The organism is Paenibacillus glycanilyticus, assembly GCF_051200795.1.
Taxonomy (GTDB): domain Bacteria; phylum Bacillota; class Bacilli; order Paenibacillales; family Paenibacillaceae; genus Pristimantibacillus; species Pristimantibacillus glycanilyticus.
On sequence record NZ_CP195155.1, the window covers coordinates 1020799 to 1039544 of the forward strand.

General features: G+C 50.6%; 17 protein-coding genes. 14 read left to right on the plus strand and 3 right to left on the minus strand.

From position 1 onward, the window contains the following. The first annotated feature begins 133 nt into the window (after positions 1–133). The gene (locus ACR9FF_RS04590; RefSeq protein WP_435169343.1) at positions 134–1204 is read left to right on the plus strand and encodes a CapA family protein; all 1071 of its coding nucleotides are present in this window, start codon (positions 134–136) and stop codon (positions 1202–1204) included. Positions 1205–1276: 72 nt separating this feature from the next. After that, positions 1277–1696, plus strand: coding sequence for a hypothetical protein (locus ACR9FF_RS04595; RefSeq protein WP_435169345.1), 420 nt, complete (start codon positions 1277–1279; stop codon positions 1694–1696). Between the two features lie 48 nt (positions 1697–1744). Here ACR9FF_RS04595 and ACR9FF_RS04600 read toward each other — a convergent pair whose 3' ends face one another. Together ACR9FF_RS04600 and ACR9FF_RS04605 are read right to left on the minus strand one after the other, a co-directional pair. Next, positions 1745–3523, minus strand: coding sequence for an ABC transporter ATP-binding protein (locus tag ACR9FF_RS04600; RefSeq protein ID WP_127496221.1), 1779 nt, complete (start codon positions 3521–3523; stop codon positions 1745–1747). Beyond that, positions 3510–5285: an ABC transporter ATP-binding protein gene (locus tag ACR9FF_RS04605; RefSeq protein WP_116394162.1), complete on the minus strand. Its 1776-nt coding sequence runs from the start codon at positions 5283–5285 to the stop codon at positions 3510–3512. The genes ACR9FF_RS04600 and ACR9FF_RS04605 overlap by 14 nt, the downstream gene beginning before the upstream one ends. 249 nt (positions 5286–5534) lie before the next feature. On the opposite strand from ACR9FF_RS04605, the gene ACR9FF_RS04610 reads away from it, so the two are divergent. The 10 genes from ACR9FF_RS04610 (at position 5535) to ACR9FF_RS04655 (ending at position 15669) form a co-directional block, all read left to right on the plus strand. Next, positions 5535–6320, plus strand: a complete 786-nt coding sequence (locus ACR9FF_RS04610) for an aminoglycoside adenylyltransferase domain-containing protein (RefSeq protein ID WP_435169348.1) — start codon at positions 5535–5537, stop codon at positions 6318–6320. Between the two features lie 650 nt (positions 6321–6970). Further along, positions 6971–7219, plus strand: coding sequence for a hypothetical protein (locus ACR9FF_RS04615; protein WP_435169350.1), 249 nt, complete (start codon positions 6971–6973; stop codon positions 7217–7219). Between the two features lie 25 nt (positions 7220–7244). Next, positions 7245–7787 (plus strand): histidine phosphatase family protein, encoded by a 543-nt coding sequence (locus tag ACR9FF_RS04620; RefSeq protein ID WP_435169352.1) that lies wholly within the window; start codon positions 7245–7247, stop codon positions 7785–7787. An 83-nt stretch (positions 7788–7870) separates the two neighbouring features. Then, positions 7871–8986, plus strand: a complete 1116-nt coding sequence (locus ACR9FF_RS04625) for an AI-2E family transporter (protein WP_127496213.1) — start codon at positions 7871–7873, stop codon at positions 8984–8986. A 138-nt stretch (positions 8987–9124) separates the two neighbouring features. After that, entirely contained in the window at positions 9125–10258 is a 1134-nt protein-coding gene (locus ACR9FF_RS04630) for a GerAB/ArcD/ProY family transporter (RefSeq protein ID WP_435169354.1), read from the plus strand. After that, entirely contained in the window at positions 10248–11837 is a 1590-nt protein-coding gene (locus ACR9FF_RS04635) for a spore germination protein (RefSeq protein ID WP_435169356.1), read from the plus strand. The genes ACR9FF_RS04630 and ACR9FF_RS04635 overlap by 11 nt, the downstream gene beginning before the upstream one ends. 4 nt (positions 11838–11841) lie before the next feature. After that, on the plus strand, positions 11842–12951 hold the full coding sequence (locus ACR9FF_RS04640) for a GerAB/ArcD/ProY family transporter (protein ID WP_435169358.1): 1110 nt from the start codon (positions 11842–11844) through the stop codon (positions 12949–12951). After that, a complete protein-coding gene (locus ACR9FF_RS04645) occupies positions 12948–14180 on the plus strand; it encodes a Ger(x)C family spore germination protein (protein ID WP_435169360.1) in 1233 nt (410 codons plus the stop codon). The genes ACR9FF_RS04640 and ACR9FF_RS04645 overlap by 4 nt, the downstream gene beginning before the upstream one ends. 3 nt (positions 14181–14183) lie before the next feature. Beyond that, entirely contained in the window at positions 14184–14441 is a 258-nt protein-coding gene (locus ACR9FF_RS04650) for a hypothetical protein (RefSeq protein ID WP_127496208.1), read from the plus strand. Between the two features lie 232 nt (positions 14442–14673). Beyond that, complete coding sequence (locus tag ACR9FF_RS04655) at positions 14674–15669, plus strand: LysM peptidoglycan-binding domain-containing protein (protein ID WP_435169362.1); 996 nt, start codon at positions 14674–14676, stop codon at positions 15667–15669. 455 nt (positions 15670–16124) lie between these two features. Here the strand turns inward: ACR9FF_RS04655 and ACR9FF_RS04660 are convergent, their stop codons facing one another. Further along, entirely contained in the window at positions 16125–17342 is a 1218-nt protein-coding gene (locus tag ACR9FF_RS04660) for an MFS transporter (protein ID WP_435169364.1), read from the minus strand. Between the two features lie 114 nt (positions 17343–17456). Here ACR9FF_RS04660 and ACR9FF_RS04665 point away from each other — a divergent pair, with 114 nt between their 5' ends. Both ACR9FF_RS04665 and ACR9FF_RS04670 read left to right on the plus strand, forming a co-directional pair. Continuing rightward, entirely contained in the window at positions 17457–18257 is an 801-nt protein-coding gene (locus ACR9FF_RS04665; RefSeq protein WP_435169366.1) for a helix-turn-helix domain-containing protein, read from the plus strand. A 121-nt stretch (positions 18258–18378) separates the two neighbouring features. Further along, positions 18379–18744, plus strand: coding sequence for a MerR family transcriptional regulator (locus ACR9FF_RS04670; RefSeq protein WP_435169368.1), 366 nt, complete (start codon positions 18379–18381; stop codon positions 18742–18744). Positions 18745–18746 lie beyond the last annotated feature (2 nt).

The following is an 18746-nucleotide window of genomic DNA, read 5'->3' on the forward strand; positions in this document are numbered from 1 at the left end:
GTGCAGGGTTAAACCCCTAGCGCTGCCGCTTATTTTTTATCTGCTCCCTCTAGTAATCTATTTCTTCCTTCCGGCATACACATTAGTAGTCTTGGTTGGAAGATACATAGATTCCATGGAGGGTACGATGCGAATGACCGTGCTTAAATACGTAATGGCTTTGCTTCTTTTTCTGGGCTTTAATCTGGAGGCGGCGGGCAATGTAACGGCAATAGCTTCTTCTGCTTCTGCAGCGGCTTCGGCAAAGCCGACTGCCGCGGAGGACAAGCCGATCGAGATTAGCTTTGCGGGGGATATTTTGCTGGATGGGAAGGTTGCGGCGAACATGGATAAGTATGGCGTGAATTACCCGTTTGAAAAGGTACGCGGGCTATTATCCGGCTCCGACATCAGCTTCGCCAATCTGGAGACTCCGATCTCGACACGCGGGCAAAAGGCGATCAAGACGTATACCTTCCGCTCCGCTCCCAAAACGCTGCAAGCGATCGTAAACTCCGGAATCGACGGAGTATCCGTTGCGAATAACCACACGCTGGACTACGGCGTGGACGCGCTGACCGACACGATAGATTATCTGAACGAATACAAGATTGGACATACCGGCGCCGGCAGCAATATCGACGAGGCGTTTACCGCCTACTCCAAGAAGGTCAATGGGAAGAAGGTAGCGATCGTTGGCATCAGCCGGGTGCTCTCGGGTCCAAGCTGGTATGCGGGGGATAACAAGGCGGGTATCGCCTCGGGTTACGATTTTGACACGATGATGCGTTACGTTAAGAACGCCGTTAAATATTCGGACATAACGGTTATCTATATTCACTGGAATAACGAATACCAGGATTACCCGGAGGACTATGCGAGAACGTATGCGAAAGCTTTTATCGACGCGGGGGTAGATGCCGTAATCGGCAGCCACAGCCATTGCCTGCAGGGGATTGAGACGTACAAGGGCAAACCGATCTTCTATTCCCTCGGCAACTTTGTGTTCACCCCAACGCAGCGTTCAAATAAAGCGTACGACTCCATGATTGCTACTTTAACGTTCGACGGGGATAAGGTGAGCAGTAAAATCACGCCGGTAAAAATCGATAACACAAGACCGATTCTGAGGGAGCAGGCTTATAACGAAACGACATACTCAAAGCTGAACAAGATTTCATTCAACGTGAAGGTTAACGAGGATGGAACGGTATCGGCAAAATAACGGCAAGAAGAGGGATTAGAAGCCCCCTGGCGAATAATTGTCCGACGGACAAAAATGCCAGGGGGTTATAATTTGAGAATCGGTAAGTCCAAATCCAAATTCAGATTTTGGATCTTTTTAGCCTTGTTCATTATGACGGTTGTTGTCATTAATGTCGCGTCCAAATATGCCGATGGAACCAACGTAGCCGTCTCAACCGTAAAAACCGAGATTAACGGAAAGCTGAGCTTGAAGATCGGCTCGCTGAAAGGGACTTACAAGGTAGACGATTTCTCCGTCGCGGAAGCGGGTTCGGTAAGCATCCCGTATGAGGCGTCCTCGGAGGAGGGAACGTTTATCCTCAAGGTCAGCCATGATGACGAGACCGTCTGGGAGAAAACCGTAGCCTCCAAGGAGACTGGCAGCATTGATTTTGAAGCAGTACAAGAGCGTTACAAAATCACGGTCGAAACCGAATCGGCGAAAAAGCTTCTTATCAAGTTATCGCGATAATAGAAAAGGCCCCCGATCCATTCCGATCGGGGGCCTTGCTTTGCTTTGTTACATGGCTTCCATCTTCTGAGCAGTGTACAGCTTGTAGTACCGGCCGCGCTGGGCCATCAGCTCGTCATGCGAGCCGGCTTCGGCGATGCCTTTGTCGGCTACGTACATAATCCGGTCGCAGTTCTTAACCGTGGACAGACGGTGCGCGATAATAAACGAAGTCCGTCCCTTAAGCAACTCGTTCAGACCCTTCTGCAGCAGGCGCTCGGTCTGGGCATCAATCGACGAAGTCGCTTCGTCGAGAATGAGGATGCGCGGATTCGCGAGCAGCGTGCGGGCGAACGAGATCAGCTGGCGCTGGCCTTGGGAAAGCTTCGAACCGCGTTCGTTCACCTCGGTCATATAGCCATGCTCGAATTCTCGGATGAAATCGTCCGCGCATACGGTTTTGGCCGCGGCGATAATCTCTTCTTCCGTCGCGTCCAGCTTGCCGTAGCGGATGTTGTCCATAATCGTGCCCGAGAAGATAAAGCTGTCTTGAAGCATAATGCCCATCTGGCTGCGAAGCGACTTGAGCGTCACGTCCGCAATGTCATTCCCGTCGATCAGAATCCGGCCGTCGGTGACATTGTAGAAGCGCGAGATCAGATTGACGACGGTTGTTTTGCCCGCGCCGGTAGGACCTACAAGCGCGATGCTTTCGCCGGCCTTTACGTCAAACTTCAGGTTCTGAAGGACGTTGACGCCAGGATCGTAAGCAAAGGTCACGTCGTCGAAGGTAACCCGGCCTTTGATAGCCGGCAGCTCGCGCGCGTTAGGCACATCGCTGACCGTAACCGGTTCGTCGAGCGTCTCGAAGATCCGTTCCAGATAGGCGACGGCGTTAATAAAGCTGTTATACAAGTTGGATATGTTAAGGATCGGCTGCCAGAAGCGCGCCGCGTAGCTGCTCATCGCCAGAATGACGCCAAAGGTGACTTCCGCCGGGCTTAACGCCAGGAGACCTACGAAATAAATCGATGTCGTTACGAGCGTCGTCAGGTTATCCACCGAGAACGGCACAAGGAAGTTGAAGTACATGGCTCTCATCCACACGCTGCGATAGTTGACCGACAAGCGGGTGAAGGTGCCTTCGTTATGTTTTTCCCGGGTAAAGATTTGCGTAACGCGAATGCCGCTGATGCTCTCCTGCAGATAAGCGTTCATATTGGAGCTCTTATTCGATACCGCCTGCCATGCGCGGCGCTGCTTCGTCTTGATCAGCAGCATGATGCCGATAAAGATCGGTAGGCCGCCCAAGATAAGAAGCGACAATCTGGCGTCAACCGCGAACATAAACGCCGCGATAAAGATCAGGTTGAGAATCTCCAGAATCAAGTTGATGATGCCGTTGGACAACACATCGGATACCGAGTTGACGTAGTTGACAACGCGGATCAGAATTTTGCCTTGCGGACGGTCGTCGTAATATTGGAACGGCAGCTCCTGCAAGTGTTTGAACAGATCGGAGCGGATATCAAAGATAATATCCTGTCCGACGCGGGTCATAATGCGGGAGCGGATCGTCGCCAGAATAACGCTGACCACAATGGTGCCGAGCATTAACAGCGACAGCCAGACAAGTCCGCCTTTATCCTTGGCCGGAATCGTAACGTCAACCACATGCTGCATGATCAGAGGCGCGGAGAGCGCGATACCCGCTGACAGGGCGCTCAGTACGAAGGCGATAATCATCGGCTTCTTCTGGCGCTTGATATAGACGAGAGCACGCTTGAAGTGCTTGATGTTAAAGGGCGACTCCAGATTCTCGTCGATGTCGAATTTATTCCTTGCCATGAGCTGTCACCTCTCTCTCGATGCCTTCGTTCTGCAGCATAAATACTCCGTAATAATACCCGCGTTTTGCGAGTAGCTCGGCGTGAGTTCCTTCTTCAATAACGCGGCCGTTCTCCAAAATGAGGATCCGGTCGGCTTGCGACGTTGTCGACACGCGCTGCGCGATAATAATTTTGGTGCAGGAGAATTCCAGCTCCTTCAGGCTCCGCTGAATATGCTCTTCCGTCTCGTTGTCGACGGCCGAGGTGGTATCATCCAGAATGAGAATCGGAGGCTGCACGGCCATCGCGCGCGCCAAAGCGATACGCTGCTTTTGACCGCCCGACAGACCCACCCCGCGTTCGCCTACGACCGTGTCGTAGCCTTCCGGCATTTTGCGGATAAAGTCATGGGCTGCGGCAAGCTTCGCGAACTTCGTGACTTCCTCCTCCGGCATATCCGGATTGCCGTAAGCGATATTGCCGTCAATCGTATCGGAGAAGAGCAGGACGTCCTGCGTCGCTACCCCGATATTGCCGCGAAGCTCATCAAGCTCAAGCTTGCGGACATCCTTGCCGTCCACGAGAACGCGGCCCTTCGTGACATCGTAGAAGCGCGGAATCATATTGATCAGCGTTGTTTTGCCGGAGCCCGTGGCGCCCATGATGGCAACGGTTTCGCCAGGCGCAATTTTAAAGCTGATATTTTCAAGTACCGTAGCGCTGTCGTATTTGAAGCTGACGTTATCGAATTCGATGCTGCCCTTATAGCGATGCTTCACAACCGGGTTGTGCTCATTGACGATTTGAGGCTGGGCGTAGTATACATCGATGATTTTGGTAAGGCTGGCGAAAAACCGCTGAATATCGTTAATAATAATGCCGATGTTGCGCATCGGGTTGGATAGACCCCAGATGAGCGCGGAGAAAGCGGAGAACTCGCCAAAGGTAATCCGGCCGTCCATCACGAGCAGACCGCCCGCAATCATGAGAATAACGTTAAAGGCCTGGGACAAGGTCTCCAGATAAGGGAAATAATCAAGCCATACCAAGGCGGCCTTCTTGTTGGCCGTCGAGTAATTGACATTCTTCTCGGTGAACTTCCGAATCTCGAACTCCTCGCGCGCGAAGGCCTTGACGACCCGGTTGCCCGCGATATTCTCCTGCGTTGTTGTATTCAGCTGCGACAGGCGCTCCCGGAGATCCACATACATCGGGCGTACGCGTCTGGCGAAGATAAAAGCGACGATTAGGATTGGCGGCGACAGGATAAGCAGCCATAACGTAAGCGAGACGTCGATAAAGAAGAAGTAGACAACCGCTGCCAAGAAGATCGTAAGAGATTCGATAATCGTCTTGATGATCCACGCGAGCGAGTGGCGCACCATCTCGAGATCGCCCGTCATCTTGGTCATCAGATCCCCGGTACGGTTGCGGTCATAGTACTGCATGTCTTGACCTTGAATTTTGTTGTACAGGTAAATCCTTACGCGGAACAGCATGTTTTGCGATGCGCGTTCGTAAAGCAGGGTAGTGAAGTAAGCGAGCCCCGTGCGAAGCAGGGAGAAGCCGATCATGCCAAAGCATAAGCCGATCAGCAGGGATCGTTCATCGGTCAGGTTTTTTACGGCATTGTCGCTTGCGATGAAGGTGTCGACAATGCGTTGACCAATGTACGGGTTGATAATCGTGAGCGATGAGCCAATCACGGACAGACATAGGGCGATTATGTACCTTGCCCGATCACCATTCAGATTGTGCCAAAGCCACTTGAATTGAAACATGTGATCACCGATTTCTGTGTTAGTGTAAATGCTTTATTGGTAAAAAACTATGGAGATTATATCACAAATAAACCATTATCCAACGGGTTTTTATAAGTTTAGCTGAATAAAAATAAAAGGGCTAAGGACTGTCTCAATCTTGAAGGAAGTATGTCTGAATATTGGAGTTTGCGATCTTGGCCGTAGACATAGGATTTTATTTTGGATAATAATGGGGGAGTGATTGTAATTCAGGGGGAGGTCGTATATTTGAAGGGGGACATGGCGGATATCGATGCTTTTTTGGAAAAGGCGGTTAGCATCTTCAGGTCGATATTATCAGACAATTTAACAGGTATCTATTTACACGGTTCATTGGCTATGGGCTGTTTCAACCCGCAGAAAAGCGATATCGATCTTATCCTTGTCGTAAAGAATAAGCTCTCGAAGGAAGAGCTGCAGCTGATGACGAGGCATATTTTGCTTCTGGATCATGACTTGACCGGCAGCAATGGGATAGAGCTAAGCATAATATTGGAGTCTTACGCAAAGGAGTTTGCGTACCCGACCCCATTCGAATACCACTACTCGGAGTCTCATCGCGAGCGTTATCAATCGGAACCCGGCTACCTTTGCGGAGGATTCGAAGACCCGGATCTAGCCGCGCATCTTACGGTTATTTATTACAGGGGCAGGACTTTATGGGGCGTTCCGATCCCTGAACTATTCAAGCCCGTTGAGAGCATCCATTATATACAGTCCATTCTTGGCGATATAAGCGAAGCATCCAAAGGGATAATCGATTTGCCGGTGTATTATTCCTTAAATCTCTGCCGGGTTTTGCTCTACTTGCGGGAAGGCGAAGTGTCCTCCAAGCAAGAGGGAGGGGAATGGGGACTAAGGGTATTGCCGAGCAAGTATCATGCCATTTTGAGGGCCTGCTTGGATGACTACATGGGACAAGGCAACCTGTCAGAGCGGGATGAGCGCCCGTTCATTGAATTTGCCGAGTATATGCAGGCTGAAATAAAGAAGGCAGTGAAAGGAAGCGGATGAGGGGACTGCCTCCTTGGAGACCGCTTTTTTTGTTTGCCGGTGGAGTGGAGGCTGGAGTGCTGGGGCTCTTACGTTGGATTTACTCCACTGTAGTTGCTTGTTTAAGAGGTTATAAGTCTTCTACATTGGAGTTTATCCAGTGAATTCTCACAAAAAAGGCGAATTGGTGCTCTTGAGGGAGTTTTTACTGTATAAAATCCAGTGTGGAGCAGTTGCCCTATCTTTATGGATCGATTTAGTTGGAAGCAATCCAACGTAGGAGAAATTTAACCATAGATTATAAGTCAGCTATTCAAACTAGGGTGTTTTTGGTTGTATAATTTTTACAACGGACCATTGGATTGAAGAAAACAATCTTACGGAAGAAAAAACGAAATAGGAGGAGAGCCTCTGAAAATTGAAATAACGACACTCGAGGATTTTATTGATACAAAGAAAAAAAAGAGGGGCTAATCGTAATCACAGATAGACCCACATCCTTGGTTAAAGTTCATAGACTGTCATGCACTTACCTATAGAAAAGGCATTTTATTCAAAAAGTTATCCAAAACAAAAATCTTAATGGACATTATTATTGGATTAGTAAAGAGTCCGAAGCAGATGACTTAAAGGCAGAATACTGTCTGCATTGTAAATAGGAGGGAATTCAATTGAAACAAAATGCAAAATGGATACCTATCGTTATGAAGAAAAAAGATGAACAAACAGAGTTTGCTAGCCTCCAAGAGTGTTATAGACATTTAAGAACATTAGAATCAACAGCAGGATGCAGTAATACTGAAGTGTATGAGATTATTAACAACGGAATTGATAATGATAAACCATGGGGAGAATATGAGTTCCATACTACTGAGGAAGCTCGCAAATTAAGAGCATCTCGTAAGACAAGAAAACGCTAGAGCGCATGGTAATGGAGGCAACGTCATGAAACATGTGTATATCGTGCGTCATTGCAAAGCTGCCGGACAGGAGCCGGATGCGCCATTATCGGAGACGGGCATTCGGCAGGCGGAAGAGCTTGCCGACTTTTTCTCCGGCAGGGAAGTAGATATCATTCTATCCAGTCCGTTCGAAAGAGCTTTTAGAACAATAGCGCCGCTTGCCGGCAGACTTGGTGTGGACATAGCTACGGATGACCGCTTAACCGAGAGAGTCCTGTCAGGAGCCAATCATGCGGATTGGCGGGAGATGCTGCGACTGACTTACGAGGATCCGGATTTGCTTTACGAGGGAGGGGAGTCCAGTAATGAAGCAGCGAGCCGTGCGGTAAACGTCGTTACGGAAGCTCTGAACAGCGGCAAAAACAACATTGTTATCGTCTCCCACGGGAATCTGATTTCTCTGCTGCTTAAGCACTTTGACAACCGGATCGGATTTGAAGAGTGGGAAGTCATGTCTAATCCCGATGTCTTTCAGCTTACCTTCCCGGCGGGTAAACCTAGCATTCAGCGAATTTGGGAGGAATAATTGCTCTTCCTATGTTTATTTCCGACCGTTTTGCGTTAATTCTAGTAATAGGAAAAAATATCGTTAAAAGGAGTTTTGTTCGTATGCCGCAAGGCAAGTGGTTTCGCATAGGTTATGGCATTATCGTTGTTTTATTGATCGCCTATCTGGCGTCTAAAGTAGATTTCGTGTTTAATCCGATCGGCAAGGTGCTTGCCGCGTTATTCGTGCCGCTCTTGATCTCCGGCATGTTCTATTATTTGTTCCGGCCGTTTGTAAGGCTGCTTTCTATGAAGCTGCCCAAGGCGGTCGCTATTTTGCTCGTTTACATAGGCGCGATTGGCATCTGTTATTTGTTCTTCTGGATGATCTGGCCTCCAATCCGGGACCAGTCCATTAATTTGGTGGACAACTTTCCGCAGATCGTCGCTTCCGTTCAGACATGGCTTGAATCCATGCAGCAGCATGAATGGTTGAGGGAAATCGGGCAGAAGGATGCCCTTTCTACGGAAAATCTGACCAACAAGCTGACCGGATCGCTGGATGAACTGCTTAATTCCGTCATCGGCAGCGTACGCGGCATTTTTAACGTGATTATGAACTTCTTCTTCCTGCTTGGTCTCGTTCCGTTTATGATTTATTACTTGCTGAGCGAGGGAGACAAGCTGCCCGGCCATATCCTGCGGATGCTGCCGGAACGTTTCCACAAGGAAGCAAGCGGGGCGCTCAAGGAGATCGATGCGTCGATTGGTTCGTTTATCCTGAGCAAAGTGCTCACGTCGCTCCTTATCGGCGTGCTGACCTTTGTTGGTTACCTGCTTATCGATATGCCTTATCCCTTGTTGCTAGGCTTGATTGCCGCCATCACGAACTTCATCCCTTATATCGGGCCGTTAATCGCCTTTATCCCGACGGCTGTCGTTGCGCTTACCGTCTCTCCGATGACGGTGCTTCTGGTTGGCGTTGTGCTGGTTGTCTCGAACCAGATTGAAGCGAACCTGATCGGACCTCGGATCATCGGCAAGCAAATGAACGTTCATCCGTTCACCGTCATGCTGCTTGTTATTGGCGCAAGCTCCATTATCGGCGCTTTCGGGATGATCATCGTAGTTCCCGTCTATGCGATTATCAAGATTATCGCCATCCGCGTTTACGCATTCCGCAAGCATAACCACATCCCGCCAAAGGATCCGCTAGCGGAGGTTATCGAACGAAAGTAGTAAAAAAGCTGTCCACCCCGGACAGCTTTTTTTATTCTCTATCAGGGTCCCTCTTCCTCATTCTGAATTATTTTCCATTCCGCCGGGCATGATAAGAAATGCAAATTTGGGCACATCTCGGACGGGAGGGGATTAGTCATGGTGACGTTGAGACAGATGGCTACGATGGTCATTCTGTTTTTAATCGGCAGCTCCTCTTTATTTCTGCTTGGCGGCACGGCGGAGCGGGATGCGTGGTTGTCGGTGGCCGTTGGCGTGCTGGCCGGATTTGTGGTTATCAGTCTTGTGACGCTGCAGATCCAAAGGCTTGAGCCTGACCGGAACCTCATTGAAATATTTATGCTGTACTTCGGCAAAGTGATTGGCTTTGTTTTTGGACTCGTCTATGTTGTCTATTTCTGTTACAAATGCACCCGTAATGTCCGTGAGTTCGCAGACCTTTCCATTATGTTTCTGCTGTCGGATACGCCGCTTTCCGTCATCATGCTCATCATTTGCATTATTGGCGGTTATGCCGTCATGGGTGGTCCCGGAGTATTCTTTCGAATGACGGAGGTGCTGCTGCCGATCCTGATTTTGATCTATGTCTTAATCTATTTCCTATTGATTTTTACAGGAACCATAGATCTTGCCAGACTGCTTCCGATGCTGGAAAAGGGCTTCAAGCCGGTCTGGGACGCCGCTATTCCCGAGATTATCTCATTTCCTTTCGGCGAGATGGTATTGTTCCTCATGTTCTGGCGGTATATCGACAAAAGCAGCTTTGGCCAGGTGATGCGGGTAACGTTAAAGAGCTACTTGTTCGCCGGAGCGTTTATTACCGTCATGAATGTAGTAATTATCGCGAGCCTAGGCTCGTTAGCCGGATGGAGTACGGTACCGCTTCTGCAAGCGACTACCTTTGTGGCGATCGGGGATGTGTTTGAACGGTTTGATCCGTTTGTCGCGCTCTTGTTCTTTACAGCGGTATATGTAAAATTGACGGCTTATTACCTTGGCGCTTCGCTTGCCCTAGCCTACTTGCTTCGCATTTCGCTTCGAATTGCGGCCATACCGGTCGGGATCGGTATTTTTTTCGGCTCGTTCTGGTTTAAGAGCTACATGCACCAGGTTAACGTCGGCTTCGAACAAAATATCAAATATCATTTTCCAATATTCCAAATGTATATTCCGATCCTGCTGCTGATCGTTATGCTTCTACGGTCCGGCGTTCGATCGCGCGGCAAGGTACAAAAACAGCCATCTAGCGAGGACAGCAACCATGCTAATTGATAAGACTTCATCTAAGTCGGGCAAGCAGACCTCTTCGTCCGGTCAGGAAAAGCAGCCTGAGCAAGTGCTGCTTCCGGATATGGAAATCAATATCGAGCGCCTGCACCGGTTCCTGGGGGGCGGCGAGGATGTCGTATGCCGTACGCTTCAGCACCGTTCCTTTAACAATACTCGTTATGCGATCCTTTATATTGACGGCATTGTTGAGGGGACGACTATTAACACGCTGCTGCTTAGTCTGCTGGACGATGCCAATAATTCGTATACGAATGAGAAGAGCAGCGAAGGGGCCGGCCTATATCATCATTTAACCGAACAGTCCATCGCAATCGGCAAGCTTAGCGAAGTCAGCACGATTGAGCAAGCAGGCTACAGCATACTTGAGGGAAGCACGGTCCTTGTGGTGGACGGCAGCCTGAGGGCTATCGTGATGGATACTACCGGAGGCAAAACCCGTGCGGTAGAGGAGCCAAGCAGTCAGACGGTTATTCGGGGGCCGAAGAGTGGCTTTACCGAAAATCTGCGGACCAATACCTCGCTTATCCGCAGAATAATTAAGTCTCCCGATATACGGTTTGACTACAAGATGATCGGACGCCAGACAAGAACCAATGTGGCGGTTGTCTATTTGGAGGGAATCGCGGAGCAGGAAATCGTCAATGAGGTTCACCGGCGGTTGGATAAAATCGATATCGACGGCGTGCTGGAAAGCGGCTATGTCGAAGAGTTTATTCAGGACCGGGCGTTTACGCCTTTTCCGCTGCTGCAGAATACCGAGCGTCCGGATGCGGCAAGCGCTGCTCTGCTGGAAGGCCAGGTTGTGGTTATGGTATCCGGAACGCCGTTTGTGCTGATCGCGCCGGTAACCTTTGCCAAGTTTTTTCAATCGAGCGAGGATTACTATCAGCGTTACGATATTGCGACCTTTCTACGGATCATCCGGATGGCCTCCTTCTTTATATCCATGCTGCTTCCGTCGCTTTATATTGCGATCACCACCTTCCATCAGGAAATGCTGCCGACCTCGCTGCTGATCAGCTTGGCGGCCCAGCGGGAAGGGATTCCTTTTCCGGCCTTGCTTGAGGCCTTCCTGATGGAGATTACCTTCGAGATTTTACGCGAAGCGGGTGTCCGGATGCCGCGGATTATCGGACCCGCGATTTCGATCGTTGGAGCCCTCGTGCTTGGCCAGGCAGCCGTACAGGCGGGGATTATATCGGCAGCCATGGTTATCGTCGTGTCCTTTACGGCTATTGCGAGCTTCGTTATTCCTGCCGTCAATATGGGCATTGCCGCCAGGCTTATCCGCTTTGTGTTAATGATTCTGGCCGGTACGTTCGGTTTGTTCGGCATTATGTCCGGGCTTATGATTCTGCTTGCCCATTTATGCGGATTACGCTCATTCGGCAAGCCGTATATGATGCCTTTTTCGCCTTTTGTACCGTCCAATTTGAAGGATGTACTGATTCGCGTGCCATGGTGGGCCATGCGTAAACGCCCTTTGAATATCTCTAACGATAGCAATGTAGTAAGGGAAGGCGCGGGGCAGAAGCCCAGCCCAGATCAGGAAGGAGCCTAGAGTCATGAAGCCGGCTATATCGACCCTGCAGACCGTTGCCTTAATTCAAAGCGCGGTTACGCCTACGCTCGTATTGGCAGTGCCAAGCGTAATGGTCACGATTGCTCACCATGACGCCTGGATTTCAGGCGTAATAGCAACCATAGCCGGCATGATTATGGCTCTGGGAATTGCCCTGATCTGCAGGGCTAATAAAGGACAGCTTTTCCTGGAATGGATGGAAAGCAGCTTCGGAAGACCGATTGGCGTGGGGATAGGATTATTTATAGGGATTTATTATTTTAATTCCTTTTGCGTCATTGTCCGTACGTTTGCCGATTTTATATCCGATATCGTCCTTGATTCCACTCCGCTGTTTATGCTGACGGCCATTATGGTCGTCGTAGCGGCTTTTACCGTCATGCAGGGAATCGAAGCGATTGCTCGATCGTCTTTTTTGGTGCTAATCCTGATCATGCTTATTGTGCCAATATCCGTCTTTGTTCTTTATACAGACATTGATTTCAAGAGGCTTATTCCACTGTTTGATACGAGCCCGATAAGATTGGCGATTGCTTCTTTTCCTCCTATCGGTCTGTTGTCGGAGGTAGCTGTCCTGCTTCTTATAAATCCTTATATGAAAAAACCGGCATCCGTTGTGAAAGCAGGTCTTTTGGGCACTTTCCTTGGATCCTCGCAGCTTGTGCTCGTTATTTTGCTTAGTCTTACGATCTTTGGACAGCAGCTTGTTCCGTTTATGTCCTACGCCTTTGTTAATGTCATGTCGATCGTGGAGGTTGGCGAGTTTCTGGAGCGGATCGAAATATTTACCGTTTCGGTCTGGGTCCTGACGATGTATATCAAATTAGCCGTGTTCCTGTTTGCAGCCGTTCATTGTATCTTCCACTCTCTTCGTCTGCGCAGCGAACGCCATACGGTTATCGGATTAAGCCTTCTGGCGATCGTAACGTCAGCGAGCGAGTGGCCGCAAGATATGGAGAGCACCTTTATGACAACCCTGGTCAACATGCCGGTGCTGCTGATCACGAATATTTTGCTGCCCATTCTTATTGCTCTGGGACTTCTCGTCACGCGAAGGAAACGAAAGCAGCAAGGAGGCATGCGGAAGCCATGAGATTGCGATTTAAGTCTATTTGTTGCGCTATGCTGCTTCTTCTGTTTGCGTCCCTGACAACCGGCTGCTGGAACCGGATCGAGCTGAACGAAGTGGCCATCACATCGGCAACGGGCATTGATTGGGACGGAAACAGCTGGATTGTGTCCTACCAGGTTGTTATTCCTGCCGCAATATCATCGGTTATGGGGGGATCGGGAGGCAGCGGCCCGAAGTCGCCTATCATTGTATACTCGACGAAAGGCAAAACCATACGGGATGCGATTATGCACAGCTATTCGGAAAGCCCGCGCAAGCTATTTTTCGCGCATAACCGTGTCGTGGTTATTGGGGAAAAAGCGCTGCAGCATGGCGTAAACGAACTGATCGACGTCTATTTCCGCAATTCGAGCACCCGGGAGACCGTAAGTGTGCTTGCGACGCCGGGCACGGCGCGCCGAATTCTGGAGCAGTTCATGCAGCTGCAGGCGATTTCGGGGGCAGGTATGAAGGAGATTATTTTATCCGAGATGAAAAACACCTCCATTTTGCCCAATATTCCGGTCTATCAGCTTGCTATGGAAGTGACGGGGGATGCGAAAAGCGCCGTTGTCCCCGAGATTTTTGTGTCCGGAACGGAGGATACGTCCTCTCTGGATTCATTCGGAAGCACATCTATTCCTTCCAAGCTGAAGCTGGGACGCCTCGCCGTCCTGAAGGATGATAAAATGATCGGCTGGATGAGCCGGAAGGAATCGCTAGGAGCATCTTATTTGAGGGATAGCGTGAAACAGTCCTTTGTTGTTGTTCCTTGCGAAGACGATAAAGGTAAGAAAGGCTATGACACCATTCAAATTCTGAAGTCCTCCACGAAGGTTATTCCGAAGCTGAAGAGCAATCAGCTCACGTTTACGGCGGAGGTCGACGTGACCGGATCCTTATTGGAATCCACTTGCTCGCAGGATTTATATAAACCCGGCATCATCCAGTTGCTTGAACAAGGGGGGCAGCTGCAGGTTAGTGCCCTGCTTCAAGAGGCATGGAAGAGGGGGCAGCAGTTAAATGCGGATATATTCGGAGCGGCGGAGAAGACGCATCGCAAATATCCGAAGCAGTGGAAGGTATGGAGCAAGAATTGGGATCAGGTGTTCAAGCAGGCCCCGCTTGAGACGAAGGTCAAATTCCGGATGGCACGGATGGGATTAAGCAACAAATCCTTTGATTACTTGATGGAAAAGAGGGAGAAGTAGGTCGTGTTATATGTCGCTATTGTGATCGTACTGGCGTACGTCGTATTGTTGCTTGTAGGTGGAAAGCCGCTCCTCCGCAAAAAATGGTACAAAGATTTCGTCGTTTACCTGGTTCTGCTGACCTGGAGTGCCGTTATCGCGGTAGGCTTTGTTCTCAACTGGCCGGGTACGGAATCAGGGACAACGGTAGCGCTTATTAACATGGCGATGGAGCCGATTAGAAAAATAATGGTAGGCGTAATTGGCTGGGGGATGGATTAAAGACTAGTTCTTGAATCCTTGCGAGGGTTAGGTATATTGGGAAAGGGTAGTTCCGGAAGAACCCGCTGTTGCGGGTTCTTTTTGCTTTCGGCTCCTACGTACGCACCAATTGTTGGCGGAGGCTGCCGAACAAGAAGGAATCCTGCCGAATGACAGCGAATCAGATGAGCCGCAATTATTCCTTCAGAAGGTGTGATCATCGTTGAGCAGGTTGTCGAAGTGGGTCCTTTGTATGATTATGGTTATGGTGGCATTGGCGAGTTATCCGGGGAATCTGGGGGCAGAGGCGGAGAAGGCTGCCGGCATTGCCGTTCCTTACACCGTTAAGCCGGGAGATACGTTGTTTGGTATCTCGAAAAAATACTATCTGACAGGCGATTACGAACAAGTAGCGAAACTCAACGGCCTGAATCCCAAAGCATCGTTGAAAGCCGGAACGGTGATCAAGCTGAAAAGCCCTCTCGTACTGGATTACTACGAGGTACAGCCGGGAGAAACCCTATTCGCGATTACGAAAAGCTATTTTAACCGCAGCAACTATATGGACACGTTAATGACCTACAACGGGATAAGCGATCCCAATACCGAGCTGCAACTCGGGATGACGCTTCGCATTCCGCTGCCGTCGGGAGAAGGCAGGCATCATGTTGTAAAAGGCGATACCCTGTATAGCCTGTCGGTCAAATATTTCAAATCGCAGGACTATCAGAAGGCGGTTGCCCAGACGAACGGGGTGGGCACGGATACAAGCCTCATTCAAACAGGGCAAGAGCTACAAATTCCTAATCCGTATTACATGGCGGCGGCGAAGTCCGGCAGCACGGTTGCCGCGACGGCTTCGACCAAGCTTTCCATAGAGATCGATATTACGAAGAATAAGCTGTACGTAAAATCCGGAGGGACAATTAAGAAGACATTTAATATTGCCAGCGGGAAAAAAGCGGGTTTAACGCCAACCGGAACCTTCGAGATTCTAACAAAGATCGAGAACCCTTGGTATTCCGCCAAAGGGATTCCCGGGGGCGATCCGAAGAACCCGCTCGGCAGCCGCTGGCTGGGACTAAGCGTCCCGAATACCCAAGGAACGAAGTACGGCATTCACGGGACCAACGCCCCTTCATCCATCGGCACGAATGCAAGCGCGGGCTGCATCCGCATGCTGAATGAGGATGTAGAATGGTTATATAATGCAGTGCCTACGGGTACGAAGGTTACGATACATAAATAAAGTGATTTTAAGGGTTGGACAAGGGTGTTAAGGTTCCTAAGGAGCCTTAACCCTCGGAACGCAGCGGCGATTTGCCGGGATAAGGCCCTCTAGGGAACTTAAGGATGCGGAATTTATGGCGAGAGCCGGCAAAATAAAGGGATTCCGGCTTTTAAGGTCCTTGAGGGACCTTAAGCGTTAGAACCCAGGTGTGGGATGAACGCTACCTAGAGTGGAGCGAATAAGACCCCGGCAGGGTCTTATCTGGCTCAAGTAGGCTAGACAAGCAGCGAATAAGACCCCGCAAGGGTCTTATTTTGTTATGTAGCGCATGGATGTGGCGTTTTAGCGCTCAAAAGTAAGAGGTAAGACCCTGCCGGGGTCTTATCTCATTCGAGCAGAGTGGCAATAAACGAAATAAGACCCTCACAGGGTCTTATTCGGTCTGGAGCTATCAACTTGGCGAAGCTCCCCACCTACGCCTTGCCCATCAGCTTCGAGTCCTTCGGCAGGAAGAACGCGCAAAGTCCAAGCAGCGGGAGGAAGGAGCACAGCTCGATCGTAAAAGCAACGTCCTTCACGTCGGTCAGCCAGCCGAGCAGAACGGAGCCAAGTCCGCCCATGCCGAACGCGAGCCCGAAGAATAAACCGGATACGGTGCCGATATGCCTTGGCATCAGCTCCTGCGCATAGACGATGATAACGGAGAAGCCGGACATTAGAATCAGGCCAATCGCGCAGCACAACACGAGGGCGACTGCCGGGCTTGCGTAAGGGAGCAGCAGCGAGAATGGCGCCGTTCCGGCGATGGAAATCCAGATCATCGTCTTGCGGCCGAACTTGTCGGCAAGCGGTCCGCCAAGCAGCGTGCCCACCATGCCCGCGAATTGCAGAGCGAACAAGCAAATTTGCGCGCGCGAGAACGACAACCCGTAATGATCGATGAAATAGAACGAATAATAACCGGTCATGCCCGCAATATACACAAACTTGGAGAACAGCAGGATAATGAGGAGCGCCATCGTGCCGGCCACGAACAACGTGGAATGGGGCGATTGCTGATCCAGCATCCGGTTAGCCGCTTTTTTAATCGATGCGGCAGCTGTTAATTGACCGGCATACCAGCGGCTGATGATTTGTTGTATGACGATTCCGGCAACGGCGAAAATCGTAAACCACAGGAAGCCTTTTTGGCCATGCGGCATTAACAGAAAAGCAACCAGCAGCGGCGCCAGCGCCTGGCCGGTGTTGCCGCCGACCTGGAATACCGATTGCGCCATCCCTTTCCCGCCGGATGCTGCCATCCGGGCTACCCGGGAGGATTCCGGATGCAGGACGGACGAGCCTACCCCGATGAGGGCGGAAGAGACGAGCAGCATCCAGAAGCTGTCCGCATATGCGAAGCCAACTACGCCGGCCAGCGAGAAGAGCATGCCAAGCGGCAGCAGGAAGGGCATTGGCCTGCGGTCTGATACGTATCCGATAAACGGCTGGAGCAAGGATGCCGTAATGTTGAGCATAAAGGCTACCCAGCCGATTTTGGTGAAGCTTAGATGCATCTCGGATTGGAACAGCGGAAAAGCAGAAGGCACGGCGGTCTGCATCGCGTCATTCAGCAGATGGGCGAAGCTGACGCCAAACAGCATCCAGATCGCCGGATTGCGCTGCGCCTGTAAAGCAGCGGTCGTATTCATGGAACGGTTCCCCCTTTTATTTTTTTTAGTATAGCGGGGGAGGCGGAAAACGGTCGTTGCGAAAAGTGCTGCAAATGGAGCAACTTTTGCTATAATGATGGCAGGTGAAGAGACATGGAGATGAAAGTAGAGACCAACTGGATCGAGCTGTGGCAAGGAAGCCATAGCTTCAAGAATGTTCCCCATAAGCATGAGGACTGGATGCAGGTTACGCTTCCGATCAAGGGCACGGTTCACTTTACGCAGGAAGAGCGGAGCTATGGCCTGAAGCAAGGCAACGGCTTGCTCCAGCCGCCGGGGACCGAGCATCATTTTTATCTGGGCAAGCAATCATCCGTAATCATTATAAAAGTTCGCGAACGCGGAGACGGCGGGATGGAATCCCTGCAGCCGCATTTCATGGCGGGAGCCGGGCAGGACATCCGGCAGGAATTCCATACCGGAGACATGATAGGCCGATTCCGTCAATGGATGATGGCGCTGATGGAAGGGCAGGCTTTGGCCGATCCGATTGCGGTGCAGGAGGTGGAGCAGGATGTGCTCGCCTATCTGGGGGGCATGCTTAAGCTTGGCCAGAAGGAGCTGCTGCCGCCGGGCATTAACGATCCGCATATTCGGCGGGCGTTGACCTATCTCCATGACTGCTACGACCATACGATTAATATCGAGGAGCTTGCCGGAATCGCGCTTCAAAGCCGTTATCATTTTATCCGCTCCTTCCGCGAAGCAACCGGCACGACGCCGTATCAATATTTGCTGCGGCTGCGCATTACGGAGGCCATGAACAGACTGCGCCGTTCCGACGCTACGATCGGGCAGATCAGCGTGGATCTCGGCTTCTCGAGCACGAGCCAATTTCACCGCGCTTTCCTGAAAATGACCGGCGTTACCCCGCAGGCGTACCGCCAGCAATAATAGAAGCTTGCCCTTCCGACCGAGGAAGGGTTTTTGTCTACTTTAGCCGTTTCATCTTGACCCTCACATTAATGTGAGGGTATATAATCGATTCGAATCGACGATGCAGGAGGCGTTAAGGATGAAAATCGGAGAGCTTGCGACGCGTACGGGAGTTAGTCTGCGGTCGCTTCGTTACTATGAGGAGCAGGGACTGCTTACTCCCATCCGGCTGGAGAACGGGTACCGGGAATATTCGCCGCTTGCCGAGGAGCAAGTGCGGACGATTCAGCTATATCTCCAGCTTGGATTATCGACGGAGCAAATCGCCGGTTTCCTGCACTGCGTCTTGAAGAACAAAGAGGCGTTCTGCAAGGAGGTGCTGCCGATCTACCGCGACAAGCTGGGGGAGATCGAGACGCAGATTCAGCTCCTGAGCAGCATTAAACGCAATCTGGAGGACCGCATTCAGTCGATTCTGGAAGAGCAGAAGGAAACGGAGGAATGAAG

Coding starts and splice junctions, on each gene's coding strand:
- ACR9FF_RS04630 (WP_435169354.1), top strand. CDS start 9,125: ATGGTGACGTTGAGACAGATGGCTACGATGGTCATTCTGTTTTTAATC.
- ACR9FF_RS04655 (WP_435169362.1), top strand. CDS start 14,674: ATGATTATGGTTATGGTGGCATTGGCGAGTTATCCGGGGAATCTGGGG.
- ACR9FF_RS04600 (WP_127496221.1), bottom strand. CDS start 3,523: ATGGCAAGGAATAAATTCGACATCGACGAGAATCTGGAGTCGCCCTTT.
- ACR9FF_RS04635 (WP_435169356.1), top strand. CDS start 10,248: ATGCTAATTGATAAGACTTCATCTAAGTCGGGCAAGCAGACCTCTTCG.
- ACR9FF_RS04660 (WP_435169364.1), bottom strand. CDS start 17,342: ATGAATACGACCGCTGCTTTACAGGCGCAGCGCAATCCGGCGATCTGG.
- ACR9FF_RS04625 (WP_127496213.1), top strand. CDS start 7,871: ATGCCGCAAGGCAAGTGGTTTCGCATAGGTTATGGCATTATCGTTGTT.
- ACR9FF_RS04590 (WP_435169343.1), top strand. CDS start 134: ATGACCGTGCTTAAATACGTAATGGCTTTGCTTCTTTTTCTGGGCTTT.
- ACR9FF_RS04670 (WP_435169368.1), top strand. CDS start 18,379: ATGAAAATCGGAGAGCTTGCGACGCGTACGGGAGTTAGTCTGCGGTCG.
- ACR9FF_RS04620 (WP_435169352.1), top strand. CDS start 7,245: ATGAAACATGTGTATATCGTGCGTCATTGCAAAGCTGCCGGACAGGAG.
- ACR9FF_RS04605 (WP_116394162.1), bottom strand. CDS start 5,285: ATGTTTCAATTCAAGTGGCTTTGGCACAATCTGAATGGTGATCGGGCA.
- ACR9FF_RS04645 (WP_435169360.1), top strand. CDS start 12,948: ATGAGATTGCGATTTAAGTCTATTTGTTGCGCTATGCTGCTTCTTCTG.
- ACR9FF_RS04665 (WP_435169366.1), top strand. CDS start 17,457: ATGGAGATGAAAGTAGAGACCAACTGGATCGAGCTGTGGCAAGGAAGC.
- ACR9FF_RS04640 (WP_435169358.1), top strand. CDS start 11,842: ATGAAGCCGGCTATATCGACCCTGCAGACCGTTGCCTTAATTCAAAGC.